Origin of the sequence: Marinomonas profundi (assembly GCF_020694005.1) — a bacterium.
Taxonomy (GTDB): domain Bacteria; phylum Pseudomonadota; class Gammaproteobacteria; order Pseudomonadales; family Marinomonadaceae; genus Marinomonas; species Marinomonas profundi.
The window spans coordinates 1,817,283-1,832,676 of sequence record NZ_CP073013.1 but is presented as its reverse complement, the minus strand read 5'-3'; the positions used below and the strand labels follow the sequence as shown (position 1 = coordinate 1,832,676).

Below are 15,394 nucleotides of genomic sequence, written 5' to 3'. Positions count from 1 at the left end.
AATTGAATGTCGATACGCTTATTTTTGCGTATGAATCACGGCTTTCAAGTCAAAGTTAAGGGATTTAAGCACCTTTACTATAGTGTCAAATTGTGGCCGAGAGCCGGATCTAAGCGCTTTATAAAGGCTTTCACGCCCAAGCCCGCTGTCTTTGGCTATTTGTGTCATGCCTCGCGCTTTGGCAATGTGACCAAGCGCATGAATAAGTTCATCGGTATCACCATCCTCAAGCACCATAGAAAAGAAGAAGCATTGCAGCGCCTTAATAAATGTATTGACGAGGTTCAGGCAATGGCCATTGTGTGCAATCGAAACGACAAAAGAGTCGTGACTATAAGCGCGGGGGTCGCCTCTATGATTCCTAAAGAAGATTCTAATTTTGAATCTTTATTCGCTACAGCGGATGAAGCCTTATACCTTGCAAAGCACAAGGGTAAAAACCAAGTTAAATGGAAAAGCGTTCACAAAGACCTTTTATAACGTTCGAACATCGGCGAGCGTAGCTGCGTCCGAGCGCTTTGACTTGTTATGGCATTTGTACCAAAATACAATAAATATTGGTACTTTAGAGGTGATGTATGGCTAAAAACACAAGTATTAGCTTGGGTAATCATTTTGATCAATTTATTGCACGACAGGTAGCTGATGGGCGCTATGGTTCTGCTAGTGAAGTGATTCGTGCTGGGCTGCGTAAGCTTGAGGACGATACCCAAAAGCTTGAAACACTGCGCGCGCTTATACAGGAAGGTGTAGCCAGCGGTACTGCCGAATACAGTTATGACGGTTTGATGGCAGAGCTTGATGACGAGCTTGGCAAATGAGCTTATTTTTAATTTCAAGAGCTGCTCGTGGAGACTTGAAAAATATAGCGGCATATACCCAAAAGACATGGGGGACTGAGCAACGCAGATCCTACATAAAAGAACTAGATCGAACCTTCCTTTTTTTAGCAGAAAATCCAATGTCAGGCACGCCTTGTGACTACATAATCTCTGGTTTAAAAAAACACCGACATGAAAGTCATACCATCTTTTACGAAAATAAAGATAACTCAATTTTCATTGTTCGTGTTCTTCATAAAAGCATGGATACTGAATCACAGCTTGAAAAGCCATAACGCCACAAACAGCGTAGTGCGTGCTTTACAAACGACGCTATTCCAGCCCGAAATCTGATAAAGGGCGAATATCTTTATCAGCTCTGAACTTTGACATGGCAAATACACCGTACAAATAGAAGTACGTTTTATTGTACTTTTCGAGGATTTAGCATGCAATCACAGACAATACGGGAGGCACATAACGCCGCCAACACGCGTGGCTGGCATGGTTATGTTTGATGCTCGATCTCCACTGCCGACTCATCTCCACAATGAATGAAAAATATCCCTTTTGCTAAACGTGAAGATTGAATCTGAAACCACCCACGCCCGGAGTTCTCGCTGCCATCATCATTTCCAGCCCATGAAAACTCGACTCGTTCTCCATCAGCAGAAACACGGTAATCAATTTTCCCCTCAACTGCACCGAATACAAAAAAACCAAGGCCACCTTTATCAAACTGGAAGTATCCAGGCTCGACAAGATCAACAAAATCTTGATCCCACATTTCCATCCATTTAATGCGCCACCGTCCAACGACTGTACTCAAGCTACCTCCCAAAAACTTAACGCTTTGCTCACCGGAAAATTGGGAGCGTAGCGAGTAATTTTTCCGCGTGCAGCAACTTGTTAAGCCTCATTTTGCCCACGGCGCCATCTTCAGCAAAAAAGATGCATTATTGATAGAGTACTTTCTTTCGTACTTACTTGTCACTTTCTCAATTAATCGCAACGCTTTTTTATAATAATCCACCGCATCACTTACATTTGTTACAAGCTCGGCATACCTCAATTTAATAGCGTCTTTGTCACTTGGAAGCGACTGAATCACAGAAAAATCTAAGCTCGCATCATGATTATTAATCTTGCTGCTCAATTTGTTTAGGTCATGACCAAATACCCAAAAGCCGCAAATTTGTTTTAAATACACCTTTAATGTTTTTTCGATTGCCAAATGTAGTTCCCAGCAACCAATTGATGCTTGAGTATCTTGAAATGACAAGATATCAGCAATAGATTTTTCTATATGCCCCCATATACCGTCTGCCATGTTGGCAGCTTCTTTGTCAACACCACCCACCGAACCTACATTAAGATTAATTTTCCGAGTCATAGAAACCACTTCGCTAAACTCGGTTGACAACCTATCCATCTCTTCTGCAGGGAGCTTGCCTAAATCAATCGTAGTCTAAGCCATATCTCCTATGGATTCATTCTCGGTCAAGCAGTCAGGGAAAGTAAGCCATGCTGTTTCATTTGGCACTTCTACTCTACTTGTAGTTGCTGGAATCTTGACTAAAACAGGATGCCCATAAGGAGTAATAATTCCCGAGTAAGTTCTATTGACTGGGCTTTTAGCCAACTCTCCATATTTATCCCAATACCAGTCATTGACTAAGGGGACTATTCCTTCAATAAACGCTGCACTCTTTAAAAGCTCCTCTTTGCTTTCATAATTTGAATCAATTATGGCAAAATCCACAAACAAACATGCAGCACGCATAAATCGATCAAATATCGGTACGTTCAATTTTTGCAGATGCTCGTCAATAAATGGCATATGCTCATCAATTGCTTCTTTCAACCCATACTCGCTCATCTGCGGAACTCCATTGGGCATAACGTTTTATTAATGCGCATGCGTGTTTAAACAATTTAAAATCCCTCAAAATCCCATTATAACCAGATGAATAATAATGATTTCCTATGGATATTAACAAAAACCAAAACCGGGAAAACGAGCATGCGCGTTTGCACCTTTATTCACAGCCTGTTATTTCGGTTCTGTAAATTCTTATCCATTGATACTAAAAGACTTTCTGGCTTGCTGCCAGTACCAATGCGCTAAATCATGATTGCCTTTTAGACAAACCGAGTCAAAAATTGGCAGTCATAAAAATAAACGATATATTTACGGCTTTTGGGCAATTATCCACAAATGCCATGCCCATGATCATAGTAGATGAGACGTAGCACAAAAAATGAGAAAACTGAGGGAAGAACGTGACTGATCTGATTCGATATTTACAAGCCCTAACCTATGATGATTTAGAAACATGGGCTGGTAGCACTATTTTTGAGCGGGGTAAGGGGCTTACCCACAAGGTCATGCAACTTCATTTAGGGAATGACGACCAACTCAATGCACGGGTTCAAGGTAGTGAGCTGTACGATTGCCGAGTCTTTCTAGAGGGTTCTCTGGAATCCGATTGTTCTTGTCCTTATAGCTGGGGGCATTGCAAACATGCGGTGGCCCTGATTTTGGCAGCGGCAAAAGTGCTAACATCGGGTCAGAATATTCCCACACAAGCGCCAGAAGAAAACACTCTCATGCCTACCGAAATGGATCAAGAAAGACTAGATAAAGACGCCAGAATCAAGTCGATTAGGGAAAAACTCACCAACTCGGGCCTAAATACTGAGTCAGTATTGGCGTTACCAAGCCAACTCTACCGTCATCAAGACCTAGACGAGGATGAAGCAGACGAAGACATAGACTTTCATATGCAGCTTCGTCGTACTCTGAACGCTCTGACTAAAGGCAAACTTATTCAGTTACTAATGGAAATGGCAGAGGATGATCCTGATGATATTCTGTTTGATATAAGGGAGCGCGCTGACGCGTTATCGACGCTGGATCCTAAAAAACAAATTGCGAATCTACGCCACCAAATCAAGAAAATCACCGCGCAAGAAAGTTGGCAAAACCATTGGGATGGCACAGGTTTTACACCAAGCTATGGCCCCATTGAAAGAGGCTTAACAGCGTTACTGGAACAGGGGCAGTTTGATGAGGTAATCGCCCTAGGAAAAGAACTTTGGACAATGGGCATAATACAAGTTGGAAACTCGGGTGACGAAGGCGAAACCGCCGAACAGCTGTGCTCTGCCATGCAACCCGTATACACAGCACTTGCCAATAGTTCACTGTCGCCGGTTGATCAGCTACTTTGGCTAATCGATCATGAATTATCAGACGAGTATTGTATTTTGTATAACATTGACCTGCCCTATGAGCATGCCAGTTATCAAGAGACTGAATGGCGCTCTGTCGCCAGGATACTGGGTGAACGGTTGGACAATCAGAGAAAAGCACTAACTAATAGAGCGTTATCTTTTAGTGAGCGATACCAGTACAAAAATGTCTTACAACACCTGCTGTCCGCATTGGAAAAATTGCATGACCAAGCGGCGATATTAACGATAATGGAAAACAATATAGACATCACGGAAGACTATCGTGAATTAGTAACAAAGTATTTAACCATCAATGACGCGGAGAAAGCCAAAAAATGGATCACTATAGGCTTTAAAAACACGTCATCTGGCGCAGCCTCATCACTGAAAAAACTGTTAGTAGAACAATTGCAAAAAGAAGGCAAAAACCACGAGGTGGCGGCATTATTGGCCGATGATTACTTTACTCGCCCAGATCTTGACCGGTTTAAACAACAAGAAGAGCTTTGTCAGTCTCTGTCTATTTGGCAGCCAGTACGCAACAAACTCATCGATTATTTAGATGACGGCACCCTGCCAGAACCGGATTGGGATGAAACGGTGTGGCCTTTGCCTGCGCCTTTACTAACGCGGTTTAACTACAACGCAAATCGACAATCTTCCCCAAGCAGTTTACCCAAGTCTTCTTCCTATGATTTGCTTAAGATTGACATTGCGCTACATGAAAAGCGCTTTGCAGCGGCCGCAGAGTTATTTGAGCAATTGCCAGCCAACGCCTATAAGTATCAATCAAGCACAGCGAAAATGTTGGCGAGAAAAGTCGCCGCTACCCATCCCGATCTTGCTATCACCATATGGCTTAATAAAGCTGAGGCTGAAATTGGCAAGGTGAACCCTAAGAACTACCCAACCGCTGGGGAACACCTCAAGCAGATCCATTTAATTTGCCAACAACAAAACACGCTGCCACGGTGGGAAAAAATCCTCAGTGATGTTCGCCAGCGCCATAAGGCAAAGAAACGTCTGCAAGAAGTATTGAACCGTTTTGCGGCTCCGGGGAAAAAACTGGTCGAGTAACAGCGAATTACGTAACCTTTTCTCTGAAAATGAATAACCCCGCCCCAAGGGGCGAGATATCAGTTTAATCACTCAACAGCGCGGCGGCACTGCCACATACCGTCATCACAAAAAGGAACCATTTAAGCTGGCCGGGGTTGGCTTTGATGGCCATTTTTACCGCGAGGAAAGAGCCAAGTATGGTGCCAGAGGCAAGGATTAATCCAGGAATCCACAGGATCTGATCATTCCAAATAAACACCCCTAGCGCCAAGGCGGTAAAGCCCAGCGTACAGACCATTTTCAGCGCATTTGTGCGTACCAAGTCGTAACGCAAGGTGCCCGCCAACGCCGCAATAAGAATAAAGCCCACACCTGCTTGCACAAAACCACCGTACACGCCAGCAATAAACAAGGCAATCCACGCACTGGGCTTTTCTGAGACTTTAAAAGGCACCGTGCCTTCGGGTGGCGCTATCATGGTAGGGCGAACAATCATGATGATGGTCATGCCGATCATCGCACTAAGCAATAGCGGCTTGAGCCAAGTTTCTGGTGCGTAGCTGGCGGCAAAAGCCCCTACTACGCCGCCCAGTAGAGACGGTATCATCACCGGTAAAATATCGGCATTATCGAGCTTTTTCGCTTTACGAAAGCCAAAAGTCGCCGCCACATTTTGCAAAAACACCCCCACTCGATTGGTCGCATTGGCAATGTCCGCTGGCATGCCCATCACCATCAAGGCGGGCAAGGTAAGATTAGAGCCACCACCCGCTAAAGTATTAATAATGCCAGCAAGAAAACCCGTCCCGATCAAAAGCGACACGGTGAATAAACTGTAATCCATAAAATCGTCCTTACATGACTCTTGAGCGAATCGGAAAAGAATAAAAAGAAGGGACGAATGATAAGGATAAAATGTAGGATGAACAAAAGATTTTTTGCTTTCTTTTATCAACTGAACAGAGACGAATTAATACTGACAGATGGCTAAAAATGGCCTAGATTCATTGCAGTGACCATAAAAGTGACAATGAAAATTGCATTAGAGAACCCTGCCACCCAGCGCCCTTTTTTAATTCGTTATAGGTCTTATATTCTATTCGGTACTTAAGTGAGGTATTCATGACAGTTAGATCTAAAATCATTGCTCTAATGGCCGCAGGCGTCATCTTGGGAAACTGCGATTAAGTCCCCAATATGAGACAATGCCGATCTGACCATTACCTCAAGACCGAATGACATGAATCAGCTTTCCTTCGCCGATACCGAATTTACCAGCAAACGCCGCAAGACTCGCAAAGAGCTCTTCCTTGGTCGGATGAATGAGCTGATTCCATGGCTACAGCTCGAAGCTCAGATTGAGCCGTTTTACCCAAAAGCTGGCAATGGTCGGCGTCCATACCCTCTCGCTACCATGCTGCGCATTCACTTTATGCAGAACTGGTACAACATGAGTGATCCAGCGATGGAAGATGCCCTTTACGAGATCACCTCTATGCGGCTGTTTGCTGGCCTATCATTAGAAGGTGCGATCCCAGACCACACGACCATCATGAATTTCCGTCACCTGCTTGAGAAGCATAAGCTGGGTCGTAAACTCTTCAAAGAAGTAAACAAATGGCTGTCTGATTCTGGCACCTACTTTAAAGAAGGGACAATCGTTGATGCGACGATTATTGAGGCAGCAAGTTCCACCAAAAATAAATCTAATGCACGCGATCCCGAAATGCACCAAACGCAAAAGGGAAAACAATGGTTCTTTGGCATGAAAGCTCACATCGGTGTTGATGCAAAGCGTGGGTTAGTTCACAGCTTCACCACGACGCCTGCCAATGATCACGATTTAAACCAGTTGACGGAACTTCTTCATGGCAATGAGTCATTTGTATCGGCGGACTCTGGCTACCGTGGCGTAGAAAAGCGCACAGAAACAAAAGATAAGAATGTCGATTGGTTAGTAGCTGAGATGCCCAGCAAGATACGTGCTTGGAAAAAGCACCCCCGCCTCAACAAGCAGCTGATCCGAACGGAATACTTAAAGGCGAGTATCCGAGCGAAAGTCGAGCACCCGTTTAGAATACTGAAATGCCAGTTTGGGTTCCGCAAAGTCGTCTACAAAGGCCTGTCTAAAAATGACAACAAACTCGCCGTGCTGTTTGCACTTGGAAATTTGTTACGAGTAGATCAGATGATACGTTCTGCACGGGGTTAATCCGTCCAAATAACGGTTGTAAGGTGCTTGAAGTACCTTACAAGTGGGTTAAGTGGTGATTAAATGTCGCTTCTGAGGAAATACTGTCACAAGCTGAAAGTCAGCTAAAAATTGTCTTACTTGTTCGTATGTTCCCTTGCCTGTTTTTATTGTATCTGCTGTCATCATTAGCGAAGTGCGTAAAAATGCGATAAAGAATTTTGAATCCCAAAGTCAGACAGAGATTGGGCACGTCGATAGTATTTTCTCAATGTATTTAAATAACCTTGCCGAAAATGTCGCGTTTTTCGCAAGATCTGGTGCACTAAACGAACTGACGCCTAACAGCATCACGAGTTACGCAAACAAAACCACCCAAGAAATGATGACCCCAGAGCAAAACTCTCCTCAAGAGCAAAAAGCGTTCGCGCTTATGGATGATTTTGGTAAATCACACCCAGATCTAGCGTATATTTGGCTTGGAACCAACGATTCAGGTTACCTGCAGTGGCCAAAAGGTAAAAATGGCATCAACTATGACGCTACAACTCATAATTGGTACAAGCAATCGATTGATAGCAAAACACCTATCCGCATTCCATCCTATAAAGACTCTTTTACCGGAGCGCCTTTAGTCGATTACTTACAACGCTTTGAAGGCCAAAACGGTCTGTATGGAACCGTTGGTGTTGATGTAACCTTGAAAAAGCTGACGGAATTATTGGCCAAAGTAAAGTTTGGTGGTGAAGGCTATGTGGTCATGGTGGAAGATACCAATACCATCTTAGCCGACCCTGTTGATCCAGAGAACAACTTCAAACCGATTAAAGATGCCTCGCGGCCTTATTCTACACTCAAGGATAGCGATGCCCTTCAAGAGCTAACCATTGATGGAGAAACATGGTTCGCGATGGTTTATACATCACCCGCTCTTGGCTGGAAGTTTATCGGGCTGGTTCCAAGCAAGGTTATTTACGCACAAGCAAACAGTCTGATCACCACCACCGTTATTATTGCGCTCGTCATGATCGCAATATTTATGACAATTGGCGCCATTTTGTCTGGCATTGTGATTCGCCCCGTCAAAGTTATGGCCGATCGCTTGACCGATATTAGTCAAGGCGAAGGGGATTTAACACAGCGCTTAGAAGTAAAAGACAAAGACGAATCAGGCCAAATGGCGTCAGCGTTTAATCAGTTTGTCACATCGATAGACAGTATCGTCGGCCATGCAAAATCGTCTTGTGAGCAGATCAGCCAAGTTGCTAACAAGTCGGAAGGGCTATCATCAGAGCTCAGCAACATTGCGTCACATCAAGTGAACTCTGTTGATCATGTCTCAACCGCCTTTAATGAAATGGTCGCTACCGCGAATGAAGTGGCGTCAAACTGCAGTAGCGCCGCGGCAGCAGCGGAAAACAGTGAAGCACAGGTACAAGAAGGCAATAAACTTATCCAGCAAACGATGAGTTCTTTGAATAATCTAGAAAAAGAAATTTTCAGCTCAAATGAAAGCATGATCGAGTTAACAAAAGATTCTGAGAGTATCGTTAGTATTCTAGACACCATTAAAGCCATCGCTGAACAAACCAACTTGCTCGCGTTGAACGCGGCAATTGAAGCGGCTAGTGCTGGTGAGCAAGGGCGTGGATTTGCGGTTGTTGCCGATGAGGTGCGCACACTAGCAGGCAGAACGGCAGAATCAACGACCGAAATTGACAACATGCTCACTAAGTTAAAACAACAAACAGGCGCTGTGGCGAATAAGATGAATAACAGCGTTACGGTGACAAAAGAGTCGGTTGTATTGGCGTCTCAAACGTACCAAGTTTTTGAAAAAATCCTTCATTCCGTTTTGGAGATTAAGGACATGATGATTCAAATCAGCGCCTCCGCCGAGGAGCAACATTTGGTGGCGGAAGAAATTAACACCAATGTGATCGTGATTCATGATGGCACGATAAAAACCAGCGATCTTTCTCAGCAAGTTTCACAAACAGCCACCGCACTCAATACGCTGTCGGCGGAACTGCAAAGCATGGTGGCGCGCTTCAAGTCTAGTTAGTCTGCATCGTTAAAGCGCTTCAAAATCTCTCCCCTAGCCCTAACACCAGAACACTGGCGTTAGGGCTTTTTCATTGTCCATAAATGCTCTATAAATGCCCTAACAAACGATCCAAAACAGCCTGATTCACCGTATGAGCCAGACCTGGAATAAGATCATAAGTCGCCTTTGCACCATAACCTATCAAAGCGTCATACGCTGATTTAGACAGACGATAGTCAATCACCTTGTCCTGATCACCATGGATAAAATGTATTTGCGTATTCACGGGCTCTCTCTTTGGCAATAAAGCAAATCGCCCAGACAAAGACACTATTTTTTCGGCTAGCTTTTCATCGACCATTTGTGTCGAAGACAAGGCCATAATTGCCCCTTGAGAAAAACCGAGCAAGGTTGTTTTAGCCGCGCTTAAAGCGGTTTTTTGTTGCCAATATTTTACGCTATCGACAAAAGCTGGCATCGCCGCTTCGATACGTTCAATGCGATTTTCTTCCGTCACACCTTGTACCGAAAACCATTGGTAACCTTGTCCAAAATCGGAAGCATCTGGTGCTTGTACCGACACAATAGTGGCGCTGGGGAAAGACGTCGCCAAAACACCTCCCAAAAAAGCCAGGCTCTGTGGCGTAGCACCAACACCATGAAATAATAAAAACAAATGCGTGGGCGAATGCGGCGCTTGTATCAAAAGAGTAGTAGACATGCAGAATCCTTATAAAGAGTCACTCGAATGATAAACACTCTATTCTTTTACAAAATTAAGATATATAGGCTATTTATTAAGTTTCTATTTCGTATTTAGAAATAATCTATCGCCCCATTAAAAAATAAAAAAATGCTCGTCCAGTTTTCGGTTGTGGCTTGATTGCTAAGCAAGCTAACCTAACTCAGTAAACTCGACTCAACTACACACAACTCAACTACACACGACTTCATCCATTATTCAAACAACGGACAAGCGCATGTTAATAACAGATGAAAAACAAGCCGATGGTTATTATCAAGCCTTACTCAACCGTGAACCAAGCTATGTTGGGGTGTTTTTTGTTGGCGTGAAAACCACGGCTATTTTTTGCATTGCGAGCTGTCGGGCGCGCAAGCCAAAGCGCGAAAACGTGGTGTTTTACACGCATTTTAAAGACGCTATGGACGCGGGTTTTCGTCCTTGTAAAGTCTGTCGACCCACTGAAAACGCCCACGAAGCACCCGATGAAGTGCAAGCCGCGATGAACCTAGTGCGCGATTGCACTAAGGCCAAAATCACCGACCAGCAGTTAAGAGAATCCGGCATCCGGCCCATTTTTGTCCGTCGTTGGTTTAATCAACATTACGGCATGACGTTTCAAACGTTTCAGCGCATGTACCGTATCAATTATGCCTTTCAAGAATTAAAGACCGGCAAAACCGCCACTCATACTGCGTTGGATTCGGGCTACGACTCGTTAAGTGGTTTCGGTTACACTTTTAAAAAATTACTTGGCCATGCGCCAACCTTGAATTTGGAGAATACTGTGATTCTAATCGATAGGTTAACCACGCCGATTGGGCCGATGTTTGTTTGCGCGACGGATGACGGCATTTGTCTACTAGAATTCGTTGATCGACGCATGTTAGAAACCGAATTTGAAGACTTACAACGGCGTTTAAAAGCACCGATCATAACGGGGGAAAACGCCCATATGACACAGCTTAAAACAGAGCTGGAGGAATATTTTGCAGGCCAACGGAAAACCTTCTCGGTACCGCTCCACACGCCGGGCACCGATTTTCAAAACGCCGTCTGGCAAGCCTTGGGTTCCATTCCTTTTGGTGACACCGCCAGCTATCAAGAACAAGCCATTCGCTTGAACAACCCCAACGCCGTCAGAGCCGTCGCCCGCGCCAATGGTATGAACCGCATTGCCATTGTTATTCCTTGCCATCGAGTGATAGGCAAAGATGGCAGCTTAACCGGCTATTCTGGAGGACTAGAACGCAAACGCTGGTTATTGGATCATGAAAAGACACACCGCTAAAAAACCTAAAAGACCGCAAAAATTCATCGCCCTGTGACGCTAACCTCATGAATACATCAAGGTTGTGTCATGGCAATGTAATTTCCCGATAGCCCTCTTGAAATGCCTGCTGGGTCAGTCCATCTTGTGCACTTTGATCGTGACTGGATGGAATTTAACATGCCGACAAACATTGTTGCTGTATATGGAACGCTTCGTGAAGGACTTAATAATCACCAACTTCTAGCCGAATGCAAGCGCATCGGCCTCGGCTGGTTAACAGGCTTTCGCATGCACAATCTAGGAGACTTCCCAGGGATTGTATCAACCCATGAAAACGGCGGTCGGATACGCGTCGAATGGTATGACGTATCAGACGAAATACTCGCGTCTTTGGATCAACTCGAAGGTTACGACCCAAAGACACCAGAAAGCTCTTTGTACATTAGAAAGCGCGTTTTCTCGCCCTATGGACGAGGCTGGATTTACGTGTACAACAAATCCCTAGACCACGCGCCGTACATGGAAGCAGGCGATTGGGAGCGATACTCCCGAACCGTTATGCCTCGCCAAGACATAACTCGCCAAAGTATGTCTAGCCAAAGTATGTCTAACCAAGACGCACAATCGGCGTAGACAAGACTTGCGCGGTTTGACTGTTTTGTAATTGGGCAATATTCGCCACACTGGCGTTGACTTGCTCTGCTTGCGTTAACAAGCCAAAACGCACCACAAAGTGTTTCGACTCACCCGCCGCAATGGTCGGCACCAAGCCTAAATCTCGCTGATAAGCACGGTTATAAGCGAAGCTGGTGCCCGGTTCGATGCCCACCACATAACCTTGCTCCAGTGTGTCGGTATTTTTCCATACGGTCAGCACGGGCAAGGTATCGGTGTGATAACTCACCTCTATGCCACAGCTGGCGTTGGCATTGTGCAATAAGGCATGAGAAAAGCCGTTTTCGTCACTAATAGGGCGAATGTTAAACACCATTTCGTCAAACGCTTTGGTTGGCGCTGGCATCTGATTCCAATCGCTCAAACCACCCGCCGCATAATCATTGAAGGGCGATAACTCCGCCATGGGAACATGCAGTTGCGCGCCGCTTTCCAGAATTGGCTGAGCAAAGTTATTGTGATAAATCGCCTGATATTCACGCGGATAACTGCCTTTATTGGTCAAGGTGTCTTCCAGCAGCAAATACGGCTCATCGGGCGTTAATGACAAGGCGGTTTGCAACTCAAAGTTAGTGGATTTGAAACGTTTTTCATCGACTCGGCCACGCAAGGTCACACGATAAGGCGGCACTTGCTCAACCTCTAAAACCACCTCGTCGGCGGGCGTATTTTGAATACGACCATGCAGCGTTAAAAACTCATCGCCATCTTGACCGGGATGCCCCGCCCACTGGTAACCACAGCGCACGACCATCTCGTTAAAACCATCTAACCAGCCCAAACCACCAGAGGCTTCTTGGTTAATAAAGCTGGGATGCACAACGTCTTTAACGGGCGAGTCCCAACCAAAGCGCACGTCTTTTCTCGCTGCATCTTTCCTAACGACATCCAGCACCGCCATGCCACGAGTCGGCACAACACGCACCACAGAATCACCCACGGTTAAGGTGATCAAACGCGAACCCGCTTGCTTGCCGCCCATCAGGCAAGTCTGCTGTACACTGATCGGAATGGCTTTCGGCAACCCCATTAACTCAGCAGACAGCGATAAATTACCCACATCAATCTGTTGTTGATGACTAAGAAGAACAAGTTGAAACATACGTTAGACTCCCAAAAAATCCCCCTATGCTAGCGCGCTCACTGGTTGATGGCTACTGGCAATCCCTCTGAATACGAGCTTGTTACAAATTGTGTAAAAAATGCGCTTGATCTCAGTCTTTATATACGACTATTGTTTTAAATATCCCCCATGTTGCATTGATAGAGTGAGGTTATTATGAAGTCTCCAATTCGAATTCGTCAGCAGATTAACATTGGCTTAGTGGTCATTTTTCTGCTCGCGCTTGCCAGTATTTTTCTCGTTGTCGAACTCAAAGTAAAACCCGATCTAACCGCTGAGCGACAAAGACAAATTACGGTCAATCAAAACGATTTAAGTGATTTACTCAGTGCCAAGCTGGAGAAAATTCAGTTATTAACCAGTACATTGGCTCTAGCAGGATCTCAGCTTCCAAAAGAGGAAGCCTTATTTAAAAAGGTCTTTCCCAGTATTATCAATAACCATGGCGACAAAAGCATTGCCGGCGGAGGGATTTGGCCAGAACCTTCTGTCTTCACCAAAGGCACCGAGCGGCGCAGCTTTTTCTGGGGACGTGATGGCGCCAATATGAGCTATCTGGACGATTACAATGACCCATCAAGCTCGGGTTATCATAACGAAAGCTGGTACACAGTTGGCAAAACAGGCACCACCAAGCTTTGTTCTTGGTCAGAGGCCTACATTGACCCTATCACCAATATTCCTATGGTGACCTGTACTATCCCCATGAAAGAGAGCAATACATTTACCGGTGTCACCACCGTCGACATGATGCTCGATGGCATCACAGCAACATTGGAACAATACGGCAAAGAGAATCAAGGCTATGTGTTTGCCATTGACCAGACAGGCCAAGTGTTAAGCTTCCCAAAAGATAAGGCAGACCTTGTTAAAAACGATGGCAGCATGCTGACATCAACAGAGCTGGGCAACCAACTGCCTTGGCTAAAACCCGCCTTGGTCAAGGCCGGGCGATCAGGGCAAATCGTTTCTCTGGATCATGACAACATTCTGGGCGGTGAAGCCTACGTTAATCTGTTTGAACATCCCCAAACAGGCTGGACCATTGGCTTAGTCGTCTCCAAAGCACGGATGACAGAAATAGCCCAAAGTATGGGTTTGTTTCTAGTATTAACCATTGGGGCCTTGCTGATTATTGTCGGTATTATCGCCGCCACCTTCTTCCGTAGCTTGTTGAATAAGGTCAATCAAACCACACAACAAATCCAAGAACTTGCCGATGGCGGCAGCAGCCAAGAGCTTGACGTGGGCAAATTAAATGAGCTGGGCGACTTGCGTCAGGCGGTCAATGCCTATGGCGATAAATTGAAAAAACTACTGGAACACATTCACATAGAATCAGCCAACTTGGTAAAAGACGCTGGTCGTCTTAGCACCTTTAGTAACGATTTTTTAAGCAAGGCGAATAGCCTAAGTGACGAGAACACCACGCTGGCCGCCGCCACAGAAGAGCTTGGCGCGACCTCTCACGATGTCGCCATGTATGCGAACGAAACCAAAGAAACCGTAGAGCGTATTCACCAAGACGTGCGTAATAGCGGCAAAGAAATGAACACGGTGATTGAAACCATGCGTTCTTTAACCCATGCCATGACGCAGGCACAAACCAACATTCTGCAATTGGACGAAGACAGCCGCCGCGCAAACGGCATGTTGGGAGTGATTAGAGACATTGCCGAGCAAACGAACCTACTGGCATTAAACGCCGCTATTGAGGCCGCAAGAGCCGGAGAAACAGGCCGCGGCTTTGCGGTGGTGGCCGACGAAGTGCGTAACCTAGCCGCGAAGAGCGAAAGCTCTGCGGTGGAGATAGAACAAGTGCTAGGGCGCTTACAGGTAGCGTCTAAAGAGTCGGTGAGCTCCATGGAGCTGGGACACAGTGAAACCCAACGGGCCGTGACCACAGCGGAATCCACCGCCGCCCATTTGCAACACGTGGTTGACGCGTTTTCACAAATCACCGATCAAGCCACGCAAATCTCTGTTGCCGCTGGCGAACAACAGAAAGTGTCGCAGGACTTGAGCATGTTTGTGTCTCGGCTACAGGAACTCACCGGCAGTAATGCCAGTGACTCAAACCAACTGAGCCGTATGAGCCAAGAAATAGACGCCATCGCAAAACGTCTAAACGCGCTGAAATAACCCCTAAACCAGCATTTTCTTTAACGACTAAAAAGCCATGATGACTCGATCATCATGGCTTTTTTTCGTTTTATTAGGCCCTGT

Annotated in this window: 16 protein-coding genes; 9 read left to right on the top strand and 7 right to left on the bottom strand. The window is 45.5% G+C overall.

Going from position 1 to position 15,394, the window contains the following annotated elements:
* Window positions 1-18: 18 nt before the first annotated feature.
* The gene (locus J8N69_RS08590) at window positions 19-237 is read right to left on the bottom strand and encodes an addiction module antidote protein (protein WP_227803850.1); all 219 of its coding nucleotides are present in this window, start codon (window positions 235-237) and stop codon (window positions 19-21) included.
* Between J8N69_RS08590 and J8N69_RS08585 the strand changes: the two genes are divergently transcribed.
* The 3 genes from J8N69_RS08585 (at window position 199) to J8N69_RS08575 (ending at window position 1,117) form a co-directional block, all read left to right on the top strand.
* Window positions 199-480, top strand: a complete 282-nt coding sequence (locus J8N69_RS08585) for a diguanylate cyclase (protein WP_227803849.1) — start codon at window positions 199-201, stop codon at window positions 478-480. The two genes, J8N69_RS08590 and J8N69_RS08585, sit on opposite strands and share 39 nt — an antisense overlap.
* A 98-nt stretch (window positions 481-578) precedes the next feature.
* Window positions 579-821, top strand: a complete 243-nt coding sequence (locus J8N69_RS08580) for a type II toxin-antitoxin system ParD family antitoxin (protein ID WP_168825245.1) — start codon at window positions 579-581, stop codon at window positions 819-821.
* Window positions 818-1,117 (top strand): type II toxin-antitoxin system RelE/ParE family toxin, encoded by a 300-nt coding sequence (locus tag J8N69_RS08575; RefSeq protein ID WP_168825243.1) that lies wholly within the window; start codon window positions 818-820, stop codon window positions 1,115-1,117. Before J8N69_RS08580 ends, J8N69_RS08575 begins: the two co-directional genes overlap by 4 nt.
* Before the next feature lie 212 nt (window positions 1,118-1,329).
* Here the strand turns inward: J8N69_RS08575 and J8N69_RS08570 are convergent, their stop codons facing one another.
* The 3 genes from J8N69_RS08570 to J8N69_RS08560 form a co-directional block, all read right to left on the bottom strand.
* Window positions 1,330-1,650 carry a hypothetical protein gene (locus J8N69_RS08570; RefSeq protein WP_227803848.1) on the bottom strand — a complete coding sequence of 107 codons (321 nt, stop codon included), beginning with the start codon at window positions 1,648-1,650 and terminating at the stop codon, window positions 1,330-1,332.
* Between the two features lie 87 nt (window positions 1,651-1,737).
* Complete coding sequence (locus J8N69_RS08565) at window positions 1,738-2,214, bottom strand: HEPN domain-containing protein (protein WP_168825241.1); 477 nt, start codon at window positions 2,212-2,214, stop codon at window positions 1,738-1,740.
* Between the two features lie 75 nt (window positions 2,215-2,289).
* Window positions 2,290-2,700, bottom strand: a complete 411-nt coding sequence (locus tag J8N69_RS08560) for a hypothetical protein (RefSeq protein WP_168825239.1) — start codon at window positions 2,698-2,700, stop codon at window positions 2,290-2,292.
* A gap of 404 nt (window positions 2,701-3,104) precedes the next feature.
* On the opposite strand from J8N69_RS08560, the gene J8N69_RS08555 reads away from it, so the two are divergent.
* Window positions 3,105-5,135: an SWIM zinc finger family protein gene (locus J8N69_RS08555; protein ID WP_168825237.1), complete on the top strand. Its 2,031-nt coding sequence runs from the start codon at window positions 3,105-3,107 to the stop codon at window positions 5,133-5,135.
* Between the two features lie 64 nt (window positions 5,136-5,199).
* Here the strand turns inward: J8N69_RS08555 and J8N69_RS08550 are convergent, their stop codons facing one another.
* Entirely contained in the window at window positions 5,200-5,961 is a 762-nt protein-coding gene (locus J8N69_RS08550) for a sulfite exporter TauE/SafE family protein (protein ID WP_168825235.1), read from the bottom strand.
* Window positions 5,962-6,357: 396 nt separating this feature from the next.
* On the opposite strand from J8N69_RS08550, the gene J8N69_RS08545 reads away from it, so the two are divergent.
* On the top strand, window positions 6,358-7,329 hold the full coding sequence (locus J8N69_RS08545) for an IS5 family transposase (RefSeq protein WP_067038543.1): 972 nt from the start codon (window positions 6,358-6,360) through the stop codon (window positions 7,327-7,329).
* Between the two features lie 136 nt (window positions 7,330-7,465).
* On the top strand, window positions 7,466-9,373 hold the full coding sequence (locus J8N69_RS08540; RefSeq protein WP_168823521.1) for a methyl-accepting chemotaxis protein: 1,908 nt from the start codon (window positions 7,466-7,468) through the stop codon (window positions 9,371-9,373).
* Between the two features lie 88 nt (window positions 9,374-9,461).
* Here the strand turns inward: J8N69_RS08540 and ypfH are convergent, their stop codons facing one another.
* Window positions 9,462-10,076, bottom strand: coding sequence for an esterase (gene ypfH / locus J8N69_RS08535; RefSeq protein WP_168823523.1), 615 nt, complete (start codon window positions 10,074-10,076; stop codon window positions 9,462-9,464).
* A gap of 259 nt (window positions 10,077-10,335) precedes the next feature.
* On the opposite strand from ypfH, the gene J8N69_RS08530 reads away from it, so the two are divergent.
* Entirely contained in the window at window positions 10,336-11,388 is a 1,053-nt protein-coding gene (locus tag J8N69_RS08530) for a bifunctional transcriptional activator/DNA repair enzyme AdaA (protein ID WP_168823525.1), read from the top strand.
* Between the two features lie 159 nt (window positions 11,389-11,547).
* Window positions 11,548-12,003, top strand: coding sequence for a gamma-glutamylcyclotransferase family protein (locus J8N69_RS08525; RefSeq protein WP_227804016.1), 456 nt, complete (start codon window positions 11,548-11,550; stop codon window positions 12,001-12,003).
* Here J8N69_RS08525 and J8N69_RS08520 read toward each other — a convergent pair.
* A complete protein-coding gene (locus J8N69_RS08520; protein WP_168823527.1) occupies window positions 11,978-13,147 on the bottom strand; it encodes an aldose 1-epimerase family protein in 1,170 nt (389 codons plus the stop codon). The genes J8N69_RS08525 and J8N69_RS08520 overlap by 26 nt on opposite strands.
* A gap of 177 nt (window positions 13,148-13,324) precedes the next feature.
* Here J8N69_RS08520 and J8N69_RS08515 point away from each other — a divergent pair, with 177 nt between their 5' ends.
* A complete protein-coding gene (locus J8N69_RS08515; protein WP_168823528.1) occupies window positions 13,325-15,310 on the top strand; it encodes a methyl-accepting chemotaxis protein in 1,986 nt (661 codons plus the stop codon).
* Window positions 15,311-15,394: the final 84 nt, after the last annotated feature.